Origin of the sequence: Chromobacterium sp. ASV23, assembly GCF_016428945.1 — a bacterium.
Lineage (GTDB): Bacteria > Pseudomonadota > Gammaproteobacteria > Burkholderiales > Chromobacteriaceae > Chromobacterium > Chromobacterium sinusclupearum.
On record NZ_JAELTR010000076.1, the window covers coordinates 1 to 14591 of the forward strand.

Here is a 14591-nt window from a genome sequence, read left to right on the forward strand (position 1 = left end):
CCACTCCAAGGGCGTGCTGGCGTGGGACAACCAGGGCAATGGCGTGGTGATGCAGGTGAGCACGCCGTCGTGGCCGGCCTCCGGCAGCGCGCAGTATCCGCGCGGCAGCGACGGCAACACCCTGGGCTGCGTGCAGGACAACGACGTCAAGGTCAGCCAGCATTTCTTCGCGCTCAAGCTGAGCCACGCCGACACGCTGGCCGTGTTGCAGGGCCTGGCCAACGCCAGCGTGGTGACCGACCCGGGCAACCCGCAGATCGTCAAGAACGGCGGCCCGGCCGATATCCAAAATGCGGTCAGCCAGCTGGGGCAGCAGTCTGACAGCTCGACGCCGCAAGTCAGCAAGCTGTCCAGCGGGGTCACGCTGATCGCCAAGCCGTCGGCGCTGCAAGTGCCGCCGTGGCAACTGGTGTCGGCCGAACTCGGCGGCGTGCCGCTGCGCGCGGCCACCTGGTGGGAGGGCAGCAAGAGCATCGCCATCCCCTCCACCAGCCGGGCCGGCGCGCCAGCCTGCTGGGACAGCAGCCTGCCGACGCCGGGCCCGGTGGCCATCGCCACTTCCGGCAGCTGGGCCGGACGCTCGTTCTCGCTGAAAGGCGGCATGGGCTACAACTTCAACCACGCCAAAATAGGCGTGAGCACCGGCAACGGCACCGCCTACGCCATCTTCGGCGACATGAACCAGGAGGGCGCGCTGTCCGGCAACTGCGCCAGCGCCCAGAACGGCCGCGGCGGCCTGTTCTTCGCCCTGCCCAACGCCACGCTGGCGAGCTCGATCGCCAAGCTGATCGGCGGCAGCACCGCCGCCGCCGCGCGCTGATCTCCAATAGCGCCGCCGGAGCCGGCGATCGACAGGCCGGCTCCGGCATTCAAAACCTGCGTGAACAAGTGATCACACTCCAGCCTGGTTTATCTGGCGGGAAGCTTTGGCGACACTGAATGTCAGATGCATTCGCATCATCCAACCAGCAAGGAGCTTAGCCATGATTCGCCAAGACGCGCAGTATCAGCAGGGCCTGGAGTTGATCGAATTTCTGCACGGCGGCCATAGCGGCGGCGAGCGAGTGGCGGCGGTGGCCGACATCAGCCCAGACTTCGCCGACATGACCATCGCCTGGGCCACCGGCCACATCCTGACCCGCCCCGGCCTGGATCTCGCCACCCGCGAGCTGATCCTGGTGGCGGCTTGCGCCACCCAGGGCTTCGCGCTGGCGCAACTGGTGGCGCACGCCGAGGCGGCGCTGCGCGCCGGCGCCAGCCGACAGCAGATTCTGGAAACCATTCTGCAGCTGACCTTTTACGCCGGCGGCCCGGCAGTCAGCAACGCGCTGGTGGCGCTGAAAGACGTGCTGGCGAAACCGCAAGCCTGAGGCGGCTAGCTGGGCCGGCAACTGGCCAAGAGACGCCGATTCGACAATTGTCATTGCCATTTCTGCCGACATTTGCCATTTTCATCATGAACACCGCTTGCAAGCGCTGCTTTGGCTTTTCCATCCCGCCGGCCCGCGCCGGCACGTTCTTGAGGAGCGTTCATGACCCGCAAATCCTTGCTATGCCTGGCTGTCCTGCTGGCGCCCTTGGCCTGGGCGGCCGATCCGCTGCCGGCCTTCCATGGCGATCCAAACCAGTCCTCGGTATCCGGCCTGTCCTCCGGCGCCTTCATGGCGGTGCAATATCAGGTCGCTTATTCCGCCTCTGTGGTCGGCGCCGGCGTGGTGGCCGGCGGACCGTACTACTGCGCCAAAGGCGCGCTCGCCGGCGCCGGCCCCTGCATGAATACGGGCCAGCCGCCAGCCGCCGCCCAGTTGCTCAAATCGGCCAAACAATTTGCCGCCAAAGGCGAGATCGACCCGCTGGACAAGCTGGCCCGGCGCCGCGTCTACCTGTTCAGCGGCAGCAATGACAACACGGTGAAGACCCAGGTAGTGGATGTGGCGGCAGAGTTCTTCCGCCAGGCCGGCATACCGGCCGGACAGATCGCCTACGAACGCCGCCTGCCGGCCGGCCATGCCCAGATCACGCCGGCCTTCGGCAACGACTGCAGCGTCACCGCCTCGCCCTACATCAACCATTGCGAATGGCAAGGCAAAGGCTATGACCAGGCCGGAGTGCTGCTGCAGCACATCTACGGCCCGCTGCAAGCCAAGGCGCAAGCGCTGACCGGCCATATCGTCCGCTTCGACCAGAAGCCGTACTCCGCCTCCGGCAGCAGCCTGGCCGATGAAGGCTTCGTCTATGTGCCGCGCGCCTGCGCCGACGGCGAGGCCTGCAAGGTGCATATCGCGCTGCATGGCTGCCAGCAGTACGCCGGCAAAGTGGGCGACGATTTCTACGCCCACACCGGCTACAACAACTGGGCCGACAGCAACCACATCCTGGTGCTGTATCCGCAGACCACGACCTCGCTGAAGAATCCGCAGGGCTGCTGGGACTGGTTCGGCTACACCGGCCCGGCCTATGCCTGGAAGAAGGGCCTGCAAATGCAGGCGATCAAGCAGATGGCCGACCATCTGGTCTCGGCGCGCTAGGGGCAGGCTTTCCGCCGCACAAGACAATGCCCCGCAAGCGGGGCATTGTCTTTGAGTCACGCCAAGACTTACTCAGCCTGCAGGGCGCGGCGAGCCTTGATCGCGTCGGCCAGCTGGGTCAGCAGTTTTTCCGTGTCGTCCCAACCCAGGCAGCCATCGGTGATGCTCTGGCCGTACTTCAGCTCGCAACCGGGTTTCTGATCCTGGCGGCCTTCCACCAGATGGCTCTCCACCATCACGCCGAAGATGCTGCGGTCGCCGCCGGCGATCTGGCCGGCCACATCGGCGCTGACTTCCATCTGACGGCGATAGTCCTTGCGGCTGTTGGCGTGGCTGAAATCCACCATCAGCTTGTGCGACAGGCCCACGGCGGTCAGCTCGGCGGCGGCGGCGCGCACGTGCTCGGCCGAGTAGTTGGGTTCCTTGCCGCCGCGCAGGATGACATGGCAGTCCGGGTTGCCGCCGGTGGACACGATGGCGGAATGGCCGGTCTTGGTCACCGACAGGAAATGGTGCGGCACGCTGGCGGCGCGAATGGCGTCCACCGCGATCTTCAGGTTGCCGTCGGTGCCGTTCTTGAAGCCTACCGGGCAGGACAGGCCGGACGCCAGCTCGCGGTGCACCTGGCTCTCGGTGGTGCGGGCGCCGATGGCGCCCCAGCTGATCAGGTCGGCGAAATACTGCGGCGTGATCATGTCGAGGAATTCGGTGGCGGCCGGCATGCCCAGGTTGTTCAGCGTCAACAGCAGGCGGCGCGCGATGCGCAGGCCGGCGTTGATGTCGTAGGACTCGTTCAGGTGCGGATCGTTGATCAGGCCCTTCCAGCCCACCGTGGTGCGCGGCTTCTCGAAATACACGCGCATCACCACCACCAGTTCGCCGGCCAGCGCCTGGCGCAGCGGCGCCAGCTTCTGCGCGTATTCGATCGCGGCGTCGGTATCGTGGATGGAACAGGGGCCGATCACCACCAGCAGGCGGTCATCCTCGCCGCGCAGCAGCGCCGCGATGTCGCGCCGGGTGTTGTAGATCAGTTCGGAGGCGGATTCGCTGATCGGCAGCTCATACAGGTGGGCGATCGGAGGAAGCAGTTCCTTGATCTCGCGGATTCTGACGTCATCGGTCTGGCGTTGCATGCGGTTGTCCCTTGGCTATGTCGTTTTCTGCATAGCAGCAAGATAACCGGATTTGTCCGCCCTAGACAACCGCCGGCTGGCACAATGCGAAAAGCGCCGCGGCCCGAAGGCGGCGGCGCTTGGCGCAAAACGGATGAATGGCGATCAGTCGGCGTACTGGCGCTTCATGCGCTCGCGGCGCTCCTGGGCCTCCACCGACAGCGTGGCGGTGGGGCGCGCCATCAGGCGCTTCAGGCCGATCGGCTCGCCGGTGTCTTCGCAGAAACCGTAGGAACCGTCTTCGATCTGGCGGATGGAGGCCTGGATCTTTTGCAGCAGCTTGCGCTCGCGGTCGCGGGTGCGCAGCTCCAGGGCGTACTCTTCCTCCAGCGTCGCGCGATCGGCCGGATCGGGCGTGGCTTCCTGTTCTTGCAGATGGTTGGCGGTAGCGTTGGCGTTTACCAGCAACTCCTGCTGCATCTGCAACAACCGGTCCTTGAAAAACTCAAGGTGGTCGGCGTTCATGTAGTCATCGCCTTCCCAGTTGAGGATATCCTGTTCGGTCAGCTTGGCCATGTTTGGTGCTTCCAGCATAGAGTTGGCAACAGGCGGAGAAGATTACCGGCGGGCCAATATTTGCGCAACTGTCTTGAGCCTGAATCCCAATAATTACTCTCGACTGCTATCATTTTTTATAGCCCGGCCCGGTATCAATAACAAGTCCGCCCGAATTTCAGTTCAAATCAATAGGGACGTCGTTTTCGACCGGTCATTCCCATACAAGTTCAAAGGCGGCCGGAGCCGCCTTTTTAGCGAAGAAAAACCGTTGCGGTTTCGCATCGCCACTATCCACGCCAGGGATTTATTTCTGGCTCAATACCCACTTCACCAGCGCTTTCAGGTCGGCATCCGGAATATTCGGATGCGGGGTCATCGGAATCGGACCCCATACGCCGGAGCCGCCGTTCTTTACCTTGGCCACCAGCGCCGCTTCGGCGCCTTTCTGGCCGGCATATTTCTTGGCCACATCCTTGTAAGCCGGGCCGACGATTTTCTTGTCGACGGCATGGCAGGCGGTACAGCCATACTTCTGCGCCAGTTGCATATTCGCCATGGCCGGCGCGGCGGCGGCGCCCAGCAGCAGGGCGGCGAGCAGGGTCTTCTTCATCTTGATGCTCCCTATCGTTTCACGGTGCCGCCGGCAAAGACCGGCAGCTGTCAAAAGTATGACAAATAACCCGTCTTACTGGATGACCACTTTGAGTTGGGTCAAGAAACCCGTTTCCAGCATGCGCACCGGCAGCATCATGATCACTTGGATCACCAGCAACAGCAACAGCGGCGACAGGTCCACCCCGCCCACCACTGCGCGGCGGAACGGCCGCAGGAACGGCCGGGTCAGGCTGTCCAGCACCGGCGCGATCGGGTTGTACGGATTGATCCAGCTCATCACGGCCTGCACGATCACCGCGCCCATCAGCAAGGTAAGCGACTGCTTGAACACTTCCAGCAGCGACAGCAGCGCCAGCGCCACCCACACCTGCGGGAAGGCGAACACCTCAGGCAGCGAGCCCAGGAGCAGCATCAGGATATTGGCCAGCAGGCATACCAGCCACGCCAGCAGCATGGTGGCGGTGTCGTAATTGCGCACCGACGGCACCAGCTTGCGCGCCGGCAGCACCAGGAAATTAGTGGCGGCCATCACGAACTGGCACAAGGGGTGCTTGAACGGCGCGCGCGCCACCTGCAGGTAGAAGCGCAGCAGCAGCACCAGCACGAACAGGCCGGACAGGGTCTTGATCAGGAATTGCAGCGTATCGAAAAACATGATTGCGGTTTACTCCTGGCTGAGTTGTTGACCCATTTCGATCGAGCGCTCGCGGCAATCCATCGCGCCGGCGATGATGGCCGCCTTGACGCCCTCGGCTTCGAAGCGCGCGATGGCGCGCTCGGTGGTGCCGCCCTTGGACATCACGTTCTGCCGCAAGGTAGCCACCGGCAGCGGGCTTTGCCGCGCCAGCTCCACCGCGCCGTCGAAGGTGGCCAGCACCAGTTCGCGCGCCTGCGCCTCGGCAAAGCCGGCCTTGAGCGCGGCCTCGATCATGCTTTCGATGAAGTAGAACACATAGGCCGGGCCGCTGCCGGAGACGCAGGTAATATCGTCGATGCCGGTCTCGTCGTCCAGCCACACGGTCAGGCCCGCGGCCCGCATGATGATTTCAGCCGCCTGGCGGTCCGTCTCGGCTATCGCGGCGTCGGCATACAGGCCGGATACGCCCTTGCCCACCATGGCCGGCGTATTCGGCATGACGCGCACGATGCGGCCGCTGCCCAGCCAGCGCCGCAGCGCGTCCAGGCGGATGCCGGCTGCGATGGACACCACCAGCGCGCCATTCAGCCGCGGCGCGAGTTCCAGGCACAATTCGCGCAGTTGCTGCGGCTTGACCGCCAGCACCACCACGTCGTTGGCAGAGAGGCGCGCCGGCAGCGTTTGGCCGCCGCTGCAGCCGAAATCGGCCGCTAATTGGTCCAGCTTGTCTTGCTGATGCTCCACCACATGGATGCGGTGGCCGCCCTGGCGGGCCAGCCCGCCTATGATGGCGCCGGCCATATTGCCGCCGCCGATGAAGGTGATTTGCATGGTGTCCTCTGGACGCGTTGCGGCGCCGGCCGCGCCGACGCCAATAAACTCAATGGCTGTAGTGTCTGTGGCCGAAAATGGCCGAACCCACGCGCACCAGCGTGGCGCCTTCGGACACCGCCAGCTCCAGGTCGGCCGACATGCCCATCGACAAGGTGTCCAGCGCCAGGCCCTCGGCGTTCAGTTGATCCCGCAGCCGTCGCAAAACGGCGAACTGGGCCGCCAGCTTGGCCGCGTCCTCGGTTGGCTCCGGAATGCACATCAGTCCGCGTAGCCTCAGCCTCGGCATGGCCGCCGCCGCGCGCGCCAGGGCCAAGGCCTCTTCCGGCGCGCAGCCGCTCTTGCTGTCTTCGCCGGAAACATTGACCTGCACGCATATGTTCAGCGGCGGCAGCGCGTCCGGCCGTTGCGCCGACAAGCGCTCGGCGATCTTGGGCCGGTCTACCGAATGCACCCAGTGCGCGCGTTCGGCGACCACGCGGGTCTTGTTCGACTGCAGGGGACCGATGAAGTGCCATTCTACCGCCAGGTCGGCGAGCGCCTCGCATTTCTGCTGCAGTTCCTGCACGTAGTTTTCGCCAAAGGCGCGTTGTCCCAAGGCGAAGAGGTCGCGGATATCGGCCGCGGGAAAAGTCTTGCTGACGGCGAGCAGGGCAACCGCGTCATCGGCGCGGCCAGCGGCTGCGCACGCCGCGCGCAGCCGCGACTGCACCTGCGACAAGCGGGATGAGAGGGAATCTGTCATGTATAGGGGTCCGAGAGCGAATACCGGCCGTGGCCGGATGACGACTGCGTTATCGAGAAGATTGTAGGGAAAGCGGCCGCGGATCACAATCGAACACCCCATCGCGCCATGGGCCGCGGCAGTGAACGCCGCGCGGTGCAGCCACATTCTATCTTGTTTCAATGGAAATAATATCAATCAGCCAGATATTACAGATGCATGTTGAAAGCCAGCCATCTGCGGTATGATGGTTGCCCCGCTTCCGCTGAATCTCCGCCATGATTATCAGACTGATCGGTATTTCGTTGCTCGCCGCTTGGCTCTCTCTCCCCGTTCAGGCGCAATCGAATCCGATTATCCTGACCGTTTCCGGGCATATCAGCCGATATACCGACCCGCAGCAGAAAACCTATCAGTTCAGCGAGGCGGATTTACAGGCTTTGCCGCAGCATAAAATCGTCACGCAAACCAGCTGGACCCCGAAATCGACATTTTCCGGCCCACAGCTGCGGGATATTCTGCAAAAAGTCGGCGCCAGCGGCGGCCAGGTCAAACTAACGGCGCTGAATGACTACACCTACACCATCGCCGCCAAGGAACTGGTCCAGTACGGCGTGATTTTGGCGCGGGAGCGGGACGGCCGGAAAATGGACATTGCCGAGCGCGGACCGCTGTGGCTGATCTATCCGCTGGACAATATGCCTAGCCAGCTGCGCGGACCGCTGCTCGACGCCAAACTGGTTTGGCAAGTCAACCGCATCGATATCCGCTGAGGCCGCGATGCCGACATCCCGCCACTCGCCAGAAGAGAAAATGGGCCGCCGGTTCCGCGCCGCCTGGAAAGGCGCCTCTCCCAGCATTCTGATGCTGTTATTCGTCGTCGCCTCCGGCATCTATCTGGCGACGGAGCGCTTCGTCGCGGCGCGCGCGCTGCCGCCGCACGGCGACGATCTGTACTGGAGCGTGGCGCAGCTGCAAGTGGAGCTGGAACGCTCGCGCGCCGAGCTGGAGCGGCTGCGCGCCGGGGAGATCGACGCCAGCCAGGCGCAGACTCGGCTGGCCATCGCCCAGAGCCGCACGCTGGACTTCCTGCTGCCGTCGCCGGTCAGCCGCCAGCTAGGCGGCATCAACGGTTTCGCTGCGCTGACCGAGCAGTTGCAACGCTTCTTCCACGATGAACGCGTACGCCACCCGCAACCGGCCGACGCCGCGGCGCTGGTCGCCGCCATCGACCAGCTGCGGCCGACGCTGGCCGAGTTCGCCGTGCAGTCGCGCGTGGCCGAGGTCGGCGCCCGCGAAGCGCGCAACCGCGAGCAGGAGCGCAATCAGCACCTGATGTCGCTGTGGTTCGCGCTGTGGGTGGCCATCTGCATCGTCATCCTCGGCCTGCTGTACCGCTACCAGAACGCCCGCCGCGACGTCGCCTCGCACCAGGCGCTGTTGGAGCAGGAGCGCGCCGCCCACCAGGCGACGGTGGCGGCCGAGCTGGACCGCACCACCTTCCTCGCCACCATCAGCCACGAAATCCGCTCGCCGCTGCAGACGATGCAGGTCTGCGTCGAACTGATCGAGCCGCAGATCGCGTCCGGCGGCAAAACCTATGCCGCGTTGTCGCGGCTGAAGTCCAGCATGGCGCACTTGATGACCCAGGTGCGCGACATCATGGACATTTCCGCCATCCACAATATGCAGTTCCGGCTGCAGCCGGAGGACGTCGACCTCGCCCAGATACTGCATGAGGCGATAGACGCCTACCGGGTGCAGCTGGAAGGCAAGGGACTGCAGCTGAGCGTGGCGCTGGAAGACCTGCCGCCGCTGGCGCGGCTGGATGGCTGCCGGCTGCGCCAGATCGTCGGCAACCTGATCTCCAACGCCATCCGCTACACCGACCACGGCTCGGTAACGGTCGCGGCGCGCGTGGAAACCGCGGACAGCCTGTCCGTGTTGGAAGTCCGCGTCGCCGACACCGGCATCGGCGTGCCGGCCGACCTGCAGTCGCGCATCTTCCAGCCGTTCTTCCAGGGTCGCCAGCGCCGGCCCGGCAGCAGCGGGCTGGGGCTGGCCATCGTCAAGGAGCTGGTGCGGCTGCTGGGCGGGGAAATCGCCCTGCGCAGCGAGGAAGGCCGGGGATCTGAATTCTCTGTGCGGCTGCCCATCCAGCTGACGCTAGCCGCGTCGGACAAGACCATTCTGCTGGTGGATGACGACCCGAATATCCGCGAGCCCTTCGCCGACTGCCTGGCGCTGGATGGCTACGCGGTAACCACCGCCGCGACGGCCGCGGAGGCCTGTCGGCGGCTGCGGGAACAGGCCTTCGGCGTCGTCCTGCTGGATATGCAGCTGGGCGCGGACAGCGGCTACGATGTGGCGTCCAAGGCGCGCGACGGTCTGAATCGCGCCGCGCGGCTGATCGCGATGACCGCCTATCCGGAAGAGTACAGCGACCCGCGCGCCGCCTGGTTCGACGAAAGGCTGGAAAAGCCGTTTGACCTGAGCCGCTTGCGCGCCAGCCTGCGCCAGCGCGGCTAGGGGCTGTTGACATAGGAGCATCCTCCGGGATGCGTTTCCGGCACACGCGCCCGGCGCGATGCGCGATTTTGTTGCGCCGGCTGCCCGCTACGCTTGAGAATGCACGGATAATCGCGCCCGTGCGCCGCCGCCCGCGGACGAGGGCGCGTCCGCAATCTCGCAACGGGTCTCGATATGGAAATCTCCGAGCTGCTGGCTTTCACCGTCAAGAACAAGGCCTCCGACCTGCACCTGTCGGCCGGCCTGCCGCCCATGATCCGGGTCAATGGCGACATCCGCCGCATCAACCTGCCGCCGATGGACCACCATGACGTGCACGACATGGTGTACGACATCATGAATGATTATCAGCGGAAGATTTTCGAAGACACCTACGAGTGCGACTTCTCATTCGAATTGCCCGGCATCGCCCGCTTCCGGGTCAACTCTTTCATCCAGAACCGCGGCATGGCCTCGGTGTTCCGGGTGATTCCCAGCAAGGTGCTGACGCTGGAGCAGCTGGCGGCGCCCAGAATCTTCCAGGAGATCGCCTCCCTGCCGCGCGGCCTGGTGCTGGTGACCGGCCCCACCGGCTCCGGCAAGTCGACCACGCTGGCCGCGATGATAGACTATGTCAACGAAAACGAGTTTTCGCACATTCTTACTGTGGAAGACCCGATCGAATTCGTCCACGAAAGCAAAAAAAGCCTGATCAACCAGCGCGAGCTGGGCCTGCAGACCCACAGCTTCGCCAACGCGCTGAAAAGCGCGCTGCGCGAAGACCCGGACGTGATTCTGGTGGGCGAATTGCGCGATCTGGAAACGATAAGGCTGGCGCTGACCGCGGCCGAAACCGGCCACCTGGTGTTCGGCACCTTGCACACCAGCAGCGCCGCCAAAACCATAGACCGTATCGTCGACGTGTTCCCGGCCGGGGAAAAGGAAATGGTGCGCTCCATGTTGTCCGAGTCTGTTCGGGCGGTGATCGCGCAAACGCTGTTGAAGACCAAGGACGGCCAGGGGCGGGTGGCGGCGCATGAGATCATGATGGGCACGCCGGCCATCCGCAACCTGATCCGCGAGAACAAGATCGCGCAGATCAATTCGATGATCCAGACCGGCCAGCAGCACGGCATGCAGACGCTGGACCAGTGTCTGGCCGATCTGGTCCGGCGCAACGTGGTCTCGCCCGTCGAAGCCCGCGCCAAGGCCAGCAACAAGGACGCGTTCTGAAGCCGGACGCGCAACCGCATCCCGGTCAAAATCCCCCGCAGCCGCCAGCGGCCGCGGGCTAAACTGGAAGCAGCCAAGCAGGATACGCCGCCATGGAAAAAGACCAGGCCTCCAAATTCATCCACGATCTGCTGAAACACGCGATCGGCAAGAACGCCTCGGACGTCTTCATCTCGCCGGAATTTCCGCCGGCGATGAAGATAGACGGCAAGATCACCCCGGTGGCGCCGCAGCCCTTGTCGGCCCAGCAGAGCAAGGAGCTGGTGCGTTCAGTGATGAACGACCGCCAGACCGAGGAATTCGAGTCCAAAAAAGAAGCCAATTTCGCCATCAATCCGCCGGGCATCGGCCGTTTCCGCGTCAGCGCCTTCGTGCAGCAGGGCATGGTGGGCATGGTGCTGCGCAAGATCAACACCGAAATTCCGAACCTCGACCAGCTGAACCTGCCCGAGGTGCTGAAGGATGTCGCGCTGATCAAGCGCGGGCTGGTGATCTTCGTCGGCGGCACCGGCTCCGGCAAATCCACCTCGCTGGCCGCGCTGGTCGACTGGCGCAACAGCACCAATCAGGATCACATCATCACGGTGGAGGATCCGATCGAATACGTGCACACGCACAAGAAATCCATCGTCACCCAGCGCGAGATCGGCGTCGATACCGAAAGCTGGGAAATCGCGCTGAAGAACACGCTGCGCCAAGCGCCCGACGTCATCCTGATGGGCGAGATCCGCGACCGCGAAACCATGAACTACGGCCTGCAGTTCGCCGAAACCGGACACCTGTGCCTGGCCACCATGCACGCCAACAACGCCAACCAGGCGCTGGACCGCATCCTCAACTTCTTCCCGGAAGAGCGCCACCAGCAGGTGCTGATGGACCTGTCGCTGAACATGCGCGCCATCGTTTCGCAGCGGCTGGTGCCGCACAAGGGCGGCACCGGCCGCGTGGCGGCGGTGGAAATCCTGCTCAACAGCCCTCTGGTATCGGACATGATCTTCAAGGGCGAGATCGCCAGCCTGAAGGAAGTGATGGCGCGCTCGCGCGAAGCCGGCATGCAGACCTTCGACCAATCGCTGTTCGAACTGTACGAGGCCGATCTGATCAGCTACGAGGACGCGCTGCGCAACGCGGACTCCATCAACGACCTGCGCCTGAGAATCAAGCTGTACAGCGAAAACGCCCGCAATCGGGACCCGCTGGAAGGCATAGACCACCTGGATATCGTTTGACCCGGCGCAACGCCGTTATTCACCATGCCTCTTGATAACAACACCACTGTCCTGATCATCGAAGACTCCCACACCGTGCGCCAGAGCCTGCGCAGCATGCTGTCCACCGCCGGCATCACGCGCTCGGAGGCCGTCAGCAACGCCAGCGAAGCGCGCAACCGCCTGCGCGGCAAGAACTACGACGTCGTGCTGTGCGATTACAACCTGGGCGAAGGCATGGATGGCCAGGAGCTGCTGGAAGCGATGCGCAAGGGCGGCAACCTGCCGATCTCCACCATCTGGATCATGATCACCGGCGAGCGCCACTACGAGCGGGTGGTCGCCGCCGCCGAAATGGCGCCGGACGACTATATTTTGAAACCGTTCGCCTCGCAGATGCTGCTGGACCGGATGAACCTGGCCCACCAGCGCAAGATTTTCCTGGCGCCGGCCCACAAACTGGTGATGCAGGGCAAACCGGAGCAGGCGATCCAGGTTCTGCGGCAGCTGGCGCGCGAAGCGCAGAACCCGCAATACCGGCTCGATGCCCAGCGGCTGGCCGCCGAGCTGTTGGTCAACGAGGGCCGCCAGAGCGAAGCGCTGACCATCTACCAGGAGCTGCTGAGCATGCGGGTGATCCCCTGGGCCAAGATGGGCGTGGCGCGCATCGTCGCCGAACAGGGCGAAACCCAGGAGTCCAACGCGCTGCTGCGCGAGATCATCGCCGACGCGCCGCGCTACACCGACGCGTACGACCTATTGGCGCAGAACCTGATCGACGACGGCCAATACCAGACCGCCGCCATCGTGCTGGAAAAGGCGGTGGCCATCTCGCCGCGCAATTTCCACCGTCTGAAGAGCTGCGGCACCGCGCTCTTGCGCTGCGGCGATCCGGCCAAGGCCGCCGACTACCTGCAGCGCGCGGTGGAAATCGGCCGCAACAACAACTTCTTCGGCCCGGACATACTGGTGGACCTGCTGCAGGCCTTCAGCGAAAGCGGCCAGACCCAGCAATTGGACCGGCTGCAGGCCGAAATCGCCGGCCGGGTGGACGAGTTGCCCGGCGGCCAGATGACGATGGCGGTCTGCCGCGCCATGACCGCGCTGGCGCAAAACCGCCCGGCCGACGCGCTGGCGCAGCTGCAAGCGGTGGCCGAGTCGCTGCGCGCCCGCGAGACCGATTTTTCCTGCGCCCAGCGCTTTCTCTCCGCCGCAGTGCGGCTGCCGCCGGAACAGAGCAGCGAGCTGCCGCCGCAATGGGCGCACAGCATAGGCCTGCGCTTCGCCGACGGCCGCCACGAGCTGGGCACGTTGCTGGAAATCGCCCACAAGCATCCGGCCTGCCACGAAGCCATCCAGACCGCCTACGACACGCTGCAAACCGAGAGCAACAAGGCGGTGGAACTGGCCAGCAACGGCATGCTGGAAGAAGCGGCCGCCATGCTGTACCTGCTGTCGCAGAAAACCTTGAACGAACGGATCAGCATGAACGCCTGCGCGCTGCTGCTGCGCACCTGCGAAACCCGCAGCAAGGCCAAACAGCCGTTCCCCGAGGAGGAAAAACAGGTGCAACAGCTGCTGCACTGGCTGCCGGAAGAAAACGAGCGTGTGCGCGGCTTCGTGCGGCGCCACCAGGCGCTGAACCCAGACCTCGAGTAAGCATCCGCTCGAATGAGAACAAGCAGCGCCTAAACTGAACCCATACCCCGGCCGCGCATGTGCGGCCTATCCGCCATCCCAACAGCGCTGTCGCGAGACCCGATATGGCATTCGATGAAAACACCACGGTCCTGATCGTCGAAGACGCCCTCACCATGGCGCAGGGCATGCGCGCCATCCTGGCCATGGCCGGCGTCACCCAAACCGAAACCGCCAGCAACGCTTCCGACGCGCAAGGCCGGCTGCGCGGACGCCGTTACGACGTCGTGCTGTGCGACTACAACCTGGGACACGGCATGAACGGCCAGGAACTGCTGGAGGCGATGCGCAAGACCGGCGCGCTGTCGCTATCCACCCTGTGGGTGATGATCACAGGCGAACGCCACTATGGCCAGGTGATGAGCGCCGCCGAAATGACCCCGGACGACTACGTGCTCAAACCGTTCACCGCCCAGCTGCTGCTGGACCGGCTGGAGGCCGCGGCGCGGCGCAAGGCCTGGCTGACGCCGGCGCACAAGCTGCTCGACAAGGGCAGGGCGGAGCAGGCGATCCAGACGCTGCTGGATCTGGCGCAGCAGGCCCAAAGCCGCCAGCAGCGGCTGGACGCGCTGCGGCTGTGCGGCGAGCTGCAAACGCGCGAGGGGCAGTACGAGGCGGCGCTGGAGCTGTACCGCGCGGTGCTGGCCCAAGCCGATCTGCCCTGGGCCAAGATGGGCGTGGCGCGCATCCTGGCGGAGCAGGGCGATGGCGCCGGCTCCAGCGCGCTGCTGGACCAGGTCCTCGCCGCCGCGCCGCGCTACACCGAGGCCTACGACCTGCTGGCGCAAAATCTGGTCGACGACGGCGACTACGCCCAAGCCTCCACCGTATTGGAAAAAGCCGTGGCCTTGTCGCCGCGCAATTTCCAGCGCCTGCACTGCTTCGGCACCGCGCTGCTGCGCAGCGGCGAAGCGACCCGCGCGGTGGAACCGCTGCAAA

Annotated in this window: 15 protein-coding genes; 9 read left to right on the forward strand and 6 right to left on the reverse strand. The window is 64.6% G+C overall.

The genetic code is table 11. The features are described from left to right. From JHD59_RS19985 to JHD59_RS19995, 3 genes are all read left to right on the forward strand, one after another. Positions 1–820 (forward strand): deoxyribonuclease II family protein (locus JHD59_RS19985; protein ID WP_199155526.1); only part of this gene is annotated, 820 nt, incomplete at its 5' end. Positions 821–983: 163 nt separating this feature from the next. Beyond that, complete coding sequence (locus JHD59_RS19990; RefSeq protein WP_199155527.1) at positions 984–1370, forward strand: carboxymuconolactone decarboxylase family protein; 387 nt, start codon at positions 984–986, stop codon at positions 1368–1370. Between the two features lie 162 nt (positions 1371–1532). Continuing rightward, positions 1533–2528: a PHB depolymerase family esterase gene (locus tag JHD59_RS19995; protein WP_199155528.1), complete on the forward strand. Its 996-nt coding sequence runs from the start codon at positions 1533–1535 to the stop codon at positions 2526–2528. Between the two features lie 68 nt (positions 2529–2596). Here JHD59_RS19995 and aroG read toward each other — a convergent pair whose 3' ends face one another. The 6 genes from aroG to JHD59_RS20025 all read right to left on the reverse strand — a co-directional run bounded on the left by aroG (position 2597) and on the right by JHD59_RS20025 (position 7026). After that, complete coding sequence (gene aroG, locus JHD59_RS20000; protein WP_103317214.1) at positions 2597–3661, reverse strand: 3-deoxy-7-phosphoheptulonate synthase AroG; 1065 nt, start codon at positions 3659–3661, stop codon at positions 2597–2599. Between the two features lie 144 nt (positions 3662–3805). Then, positions 3806–4216: an RNA polymerase-binding protein DksA gene (gene dksA, locus JHD59_RS20005; protein ID WP_043627703.1), complete on the reverse strand. Its 411-nt coding sequence runs from the start codon at positions 4214–4216 to the stop codon at positions 3806–3808. 286 nt (positions 4217–4502) lie between these two features. Continuing rightward, entirely contained in the window at positions 4503–4808 is a 306-nt protein-coding gene (locus tag JHD59_RS20010; RefSeq protein ID WP_103317213.1) for a c-type cytochrome, read from the reverse strand. A gap of 75 nt (positions 4809–4883) precedes the next feature. Beyond that, positions 4884–5468, reverse strand: a complete 585-nt coding sequence (locus JHD59_RS20015) for a YggT family protein (protein WP_043627706.1) — start codon at positions 5466–5468, stop codon at positions 4884–4886. A gap of 9 nt (positions 5469–5477) precedes the next feature. Next, positions 5478–6281 carry a pyrroline-5-carboxylate reductase gene (gene proC, locus JHD59_RS20020; RefSeq protein ID WP_199155529.1) on the reverse strand — a complete coding sequence of 268 codons (804 nt, stop codon included), beginning with the start codon at positions 6279–6281 and terminating at the stop codon, positions 5478–5480. A 49-nt stretch (positions 6282–6330) separates the two neighbouring features. Then, positions 6331–7026, reverse strand: coding sequence for a YggS family pyridoxal phosphate-dependent enzyme (locus JHD59_RS20025; RefSeq protein ID WP_199155530.1), 696 nt, complete (start codon positions 7024–7026; stop codon positions 6331–6333). Positions 7027–7283: 257 nt separating this feature from the next. Between JHD59_RS20025 and JHD59_RS20030 the strand changes: the two genes are divergently transcribed. From JHD59_RS20030 to JHD59_RS20055, 6 genes are all read left to right on the forward strand, one after another. Continuing rightward, positions 7284–7778: an oxidoreductase gene (locus JHD59_RS20030; protein ID WP_103317207.1), complete on the forward strand. Its 495-nt coding sequence runs from the start codon at positions 7284–7286 to the stop codon at positions 7776–7778. 40 nt (positions 7779–7818) lie between these two features. Next, positions 7819–9534: a hybrid sensor histidine kinase/response regulator gene (locus JHD59_RS20035; RefSeq protein WP_199155531.1), complete on the forward strand. Its 1716-nt coding sequence runs from the start codon at positions 7819–7821 to the stop codon at positions 9532–9534. 174 nt (positions 9535–9708) lie between these two features. Further along, positions 9709–10746 carry a type IV pilus twitching motility protein PilT gene (locus JHD59_RS20040; protein ID WP_103317203.1) on the forward strand — a complete coding sequence of 346 codons (1038 nt, stop codon included), beginning with the start codon at positions 9709–9711 and terminating at the stop codon, positions 10744–10746. 92 nt (positions 10747–10838) lie between these two features. Continuing rightward, on the forward strand, positions 10839–11975 hold the full coding sequence (locus JHD59_RS20045; protein WP_103317201.1) for a PilT/PilU family type 4a pilus ATPase: 1137 nt from the start codon (positions 10839–10841) through the stop codon (positions 11973–11975). Positions 11976–11999: 24 nt separating this feature from the next. Next, positions 12000–13613 carry a response regulator gene (locus JHD59_RS20050; RefSeq protein ID WP_199155532.1) on the forward strand — a complete coding sequence of 538 codons (1614 nt, stop codon included), beginning with the start codon at positions 12000–12002 and terminating at the stop codon, positions 13611–13613. A 104-nt stretch (positions 13614–13717) separates the two neighbouring features. Beyond that, positions 13718–14591 (forward strand): response regulator (locus JHD59_RS20055; protein WP_199155533.1); only part of this gene is annotated, 874 nt, incomplete at its 3' end.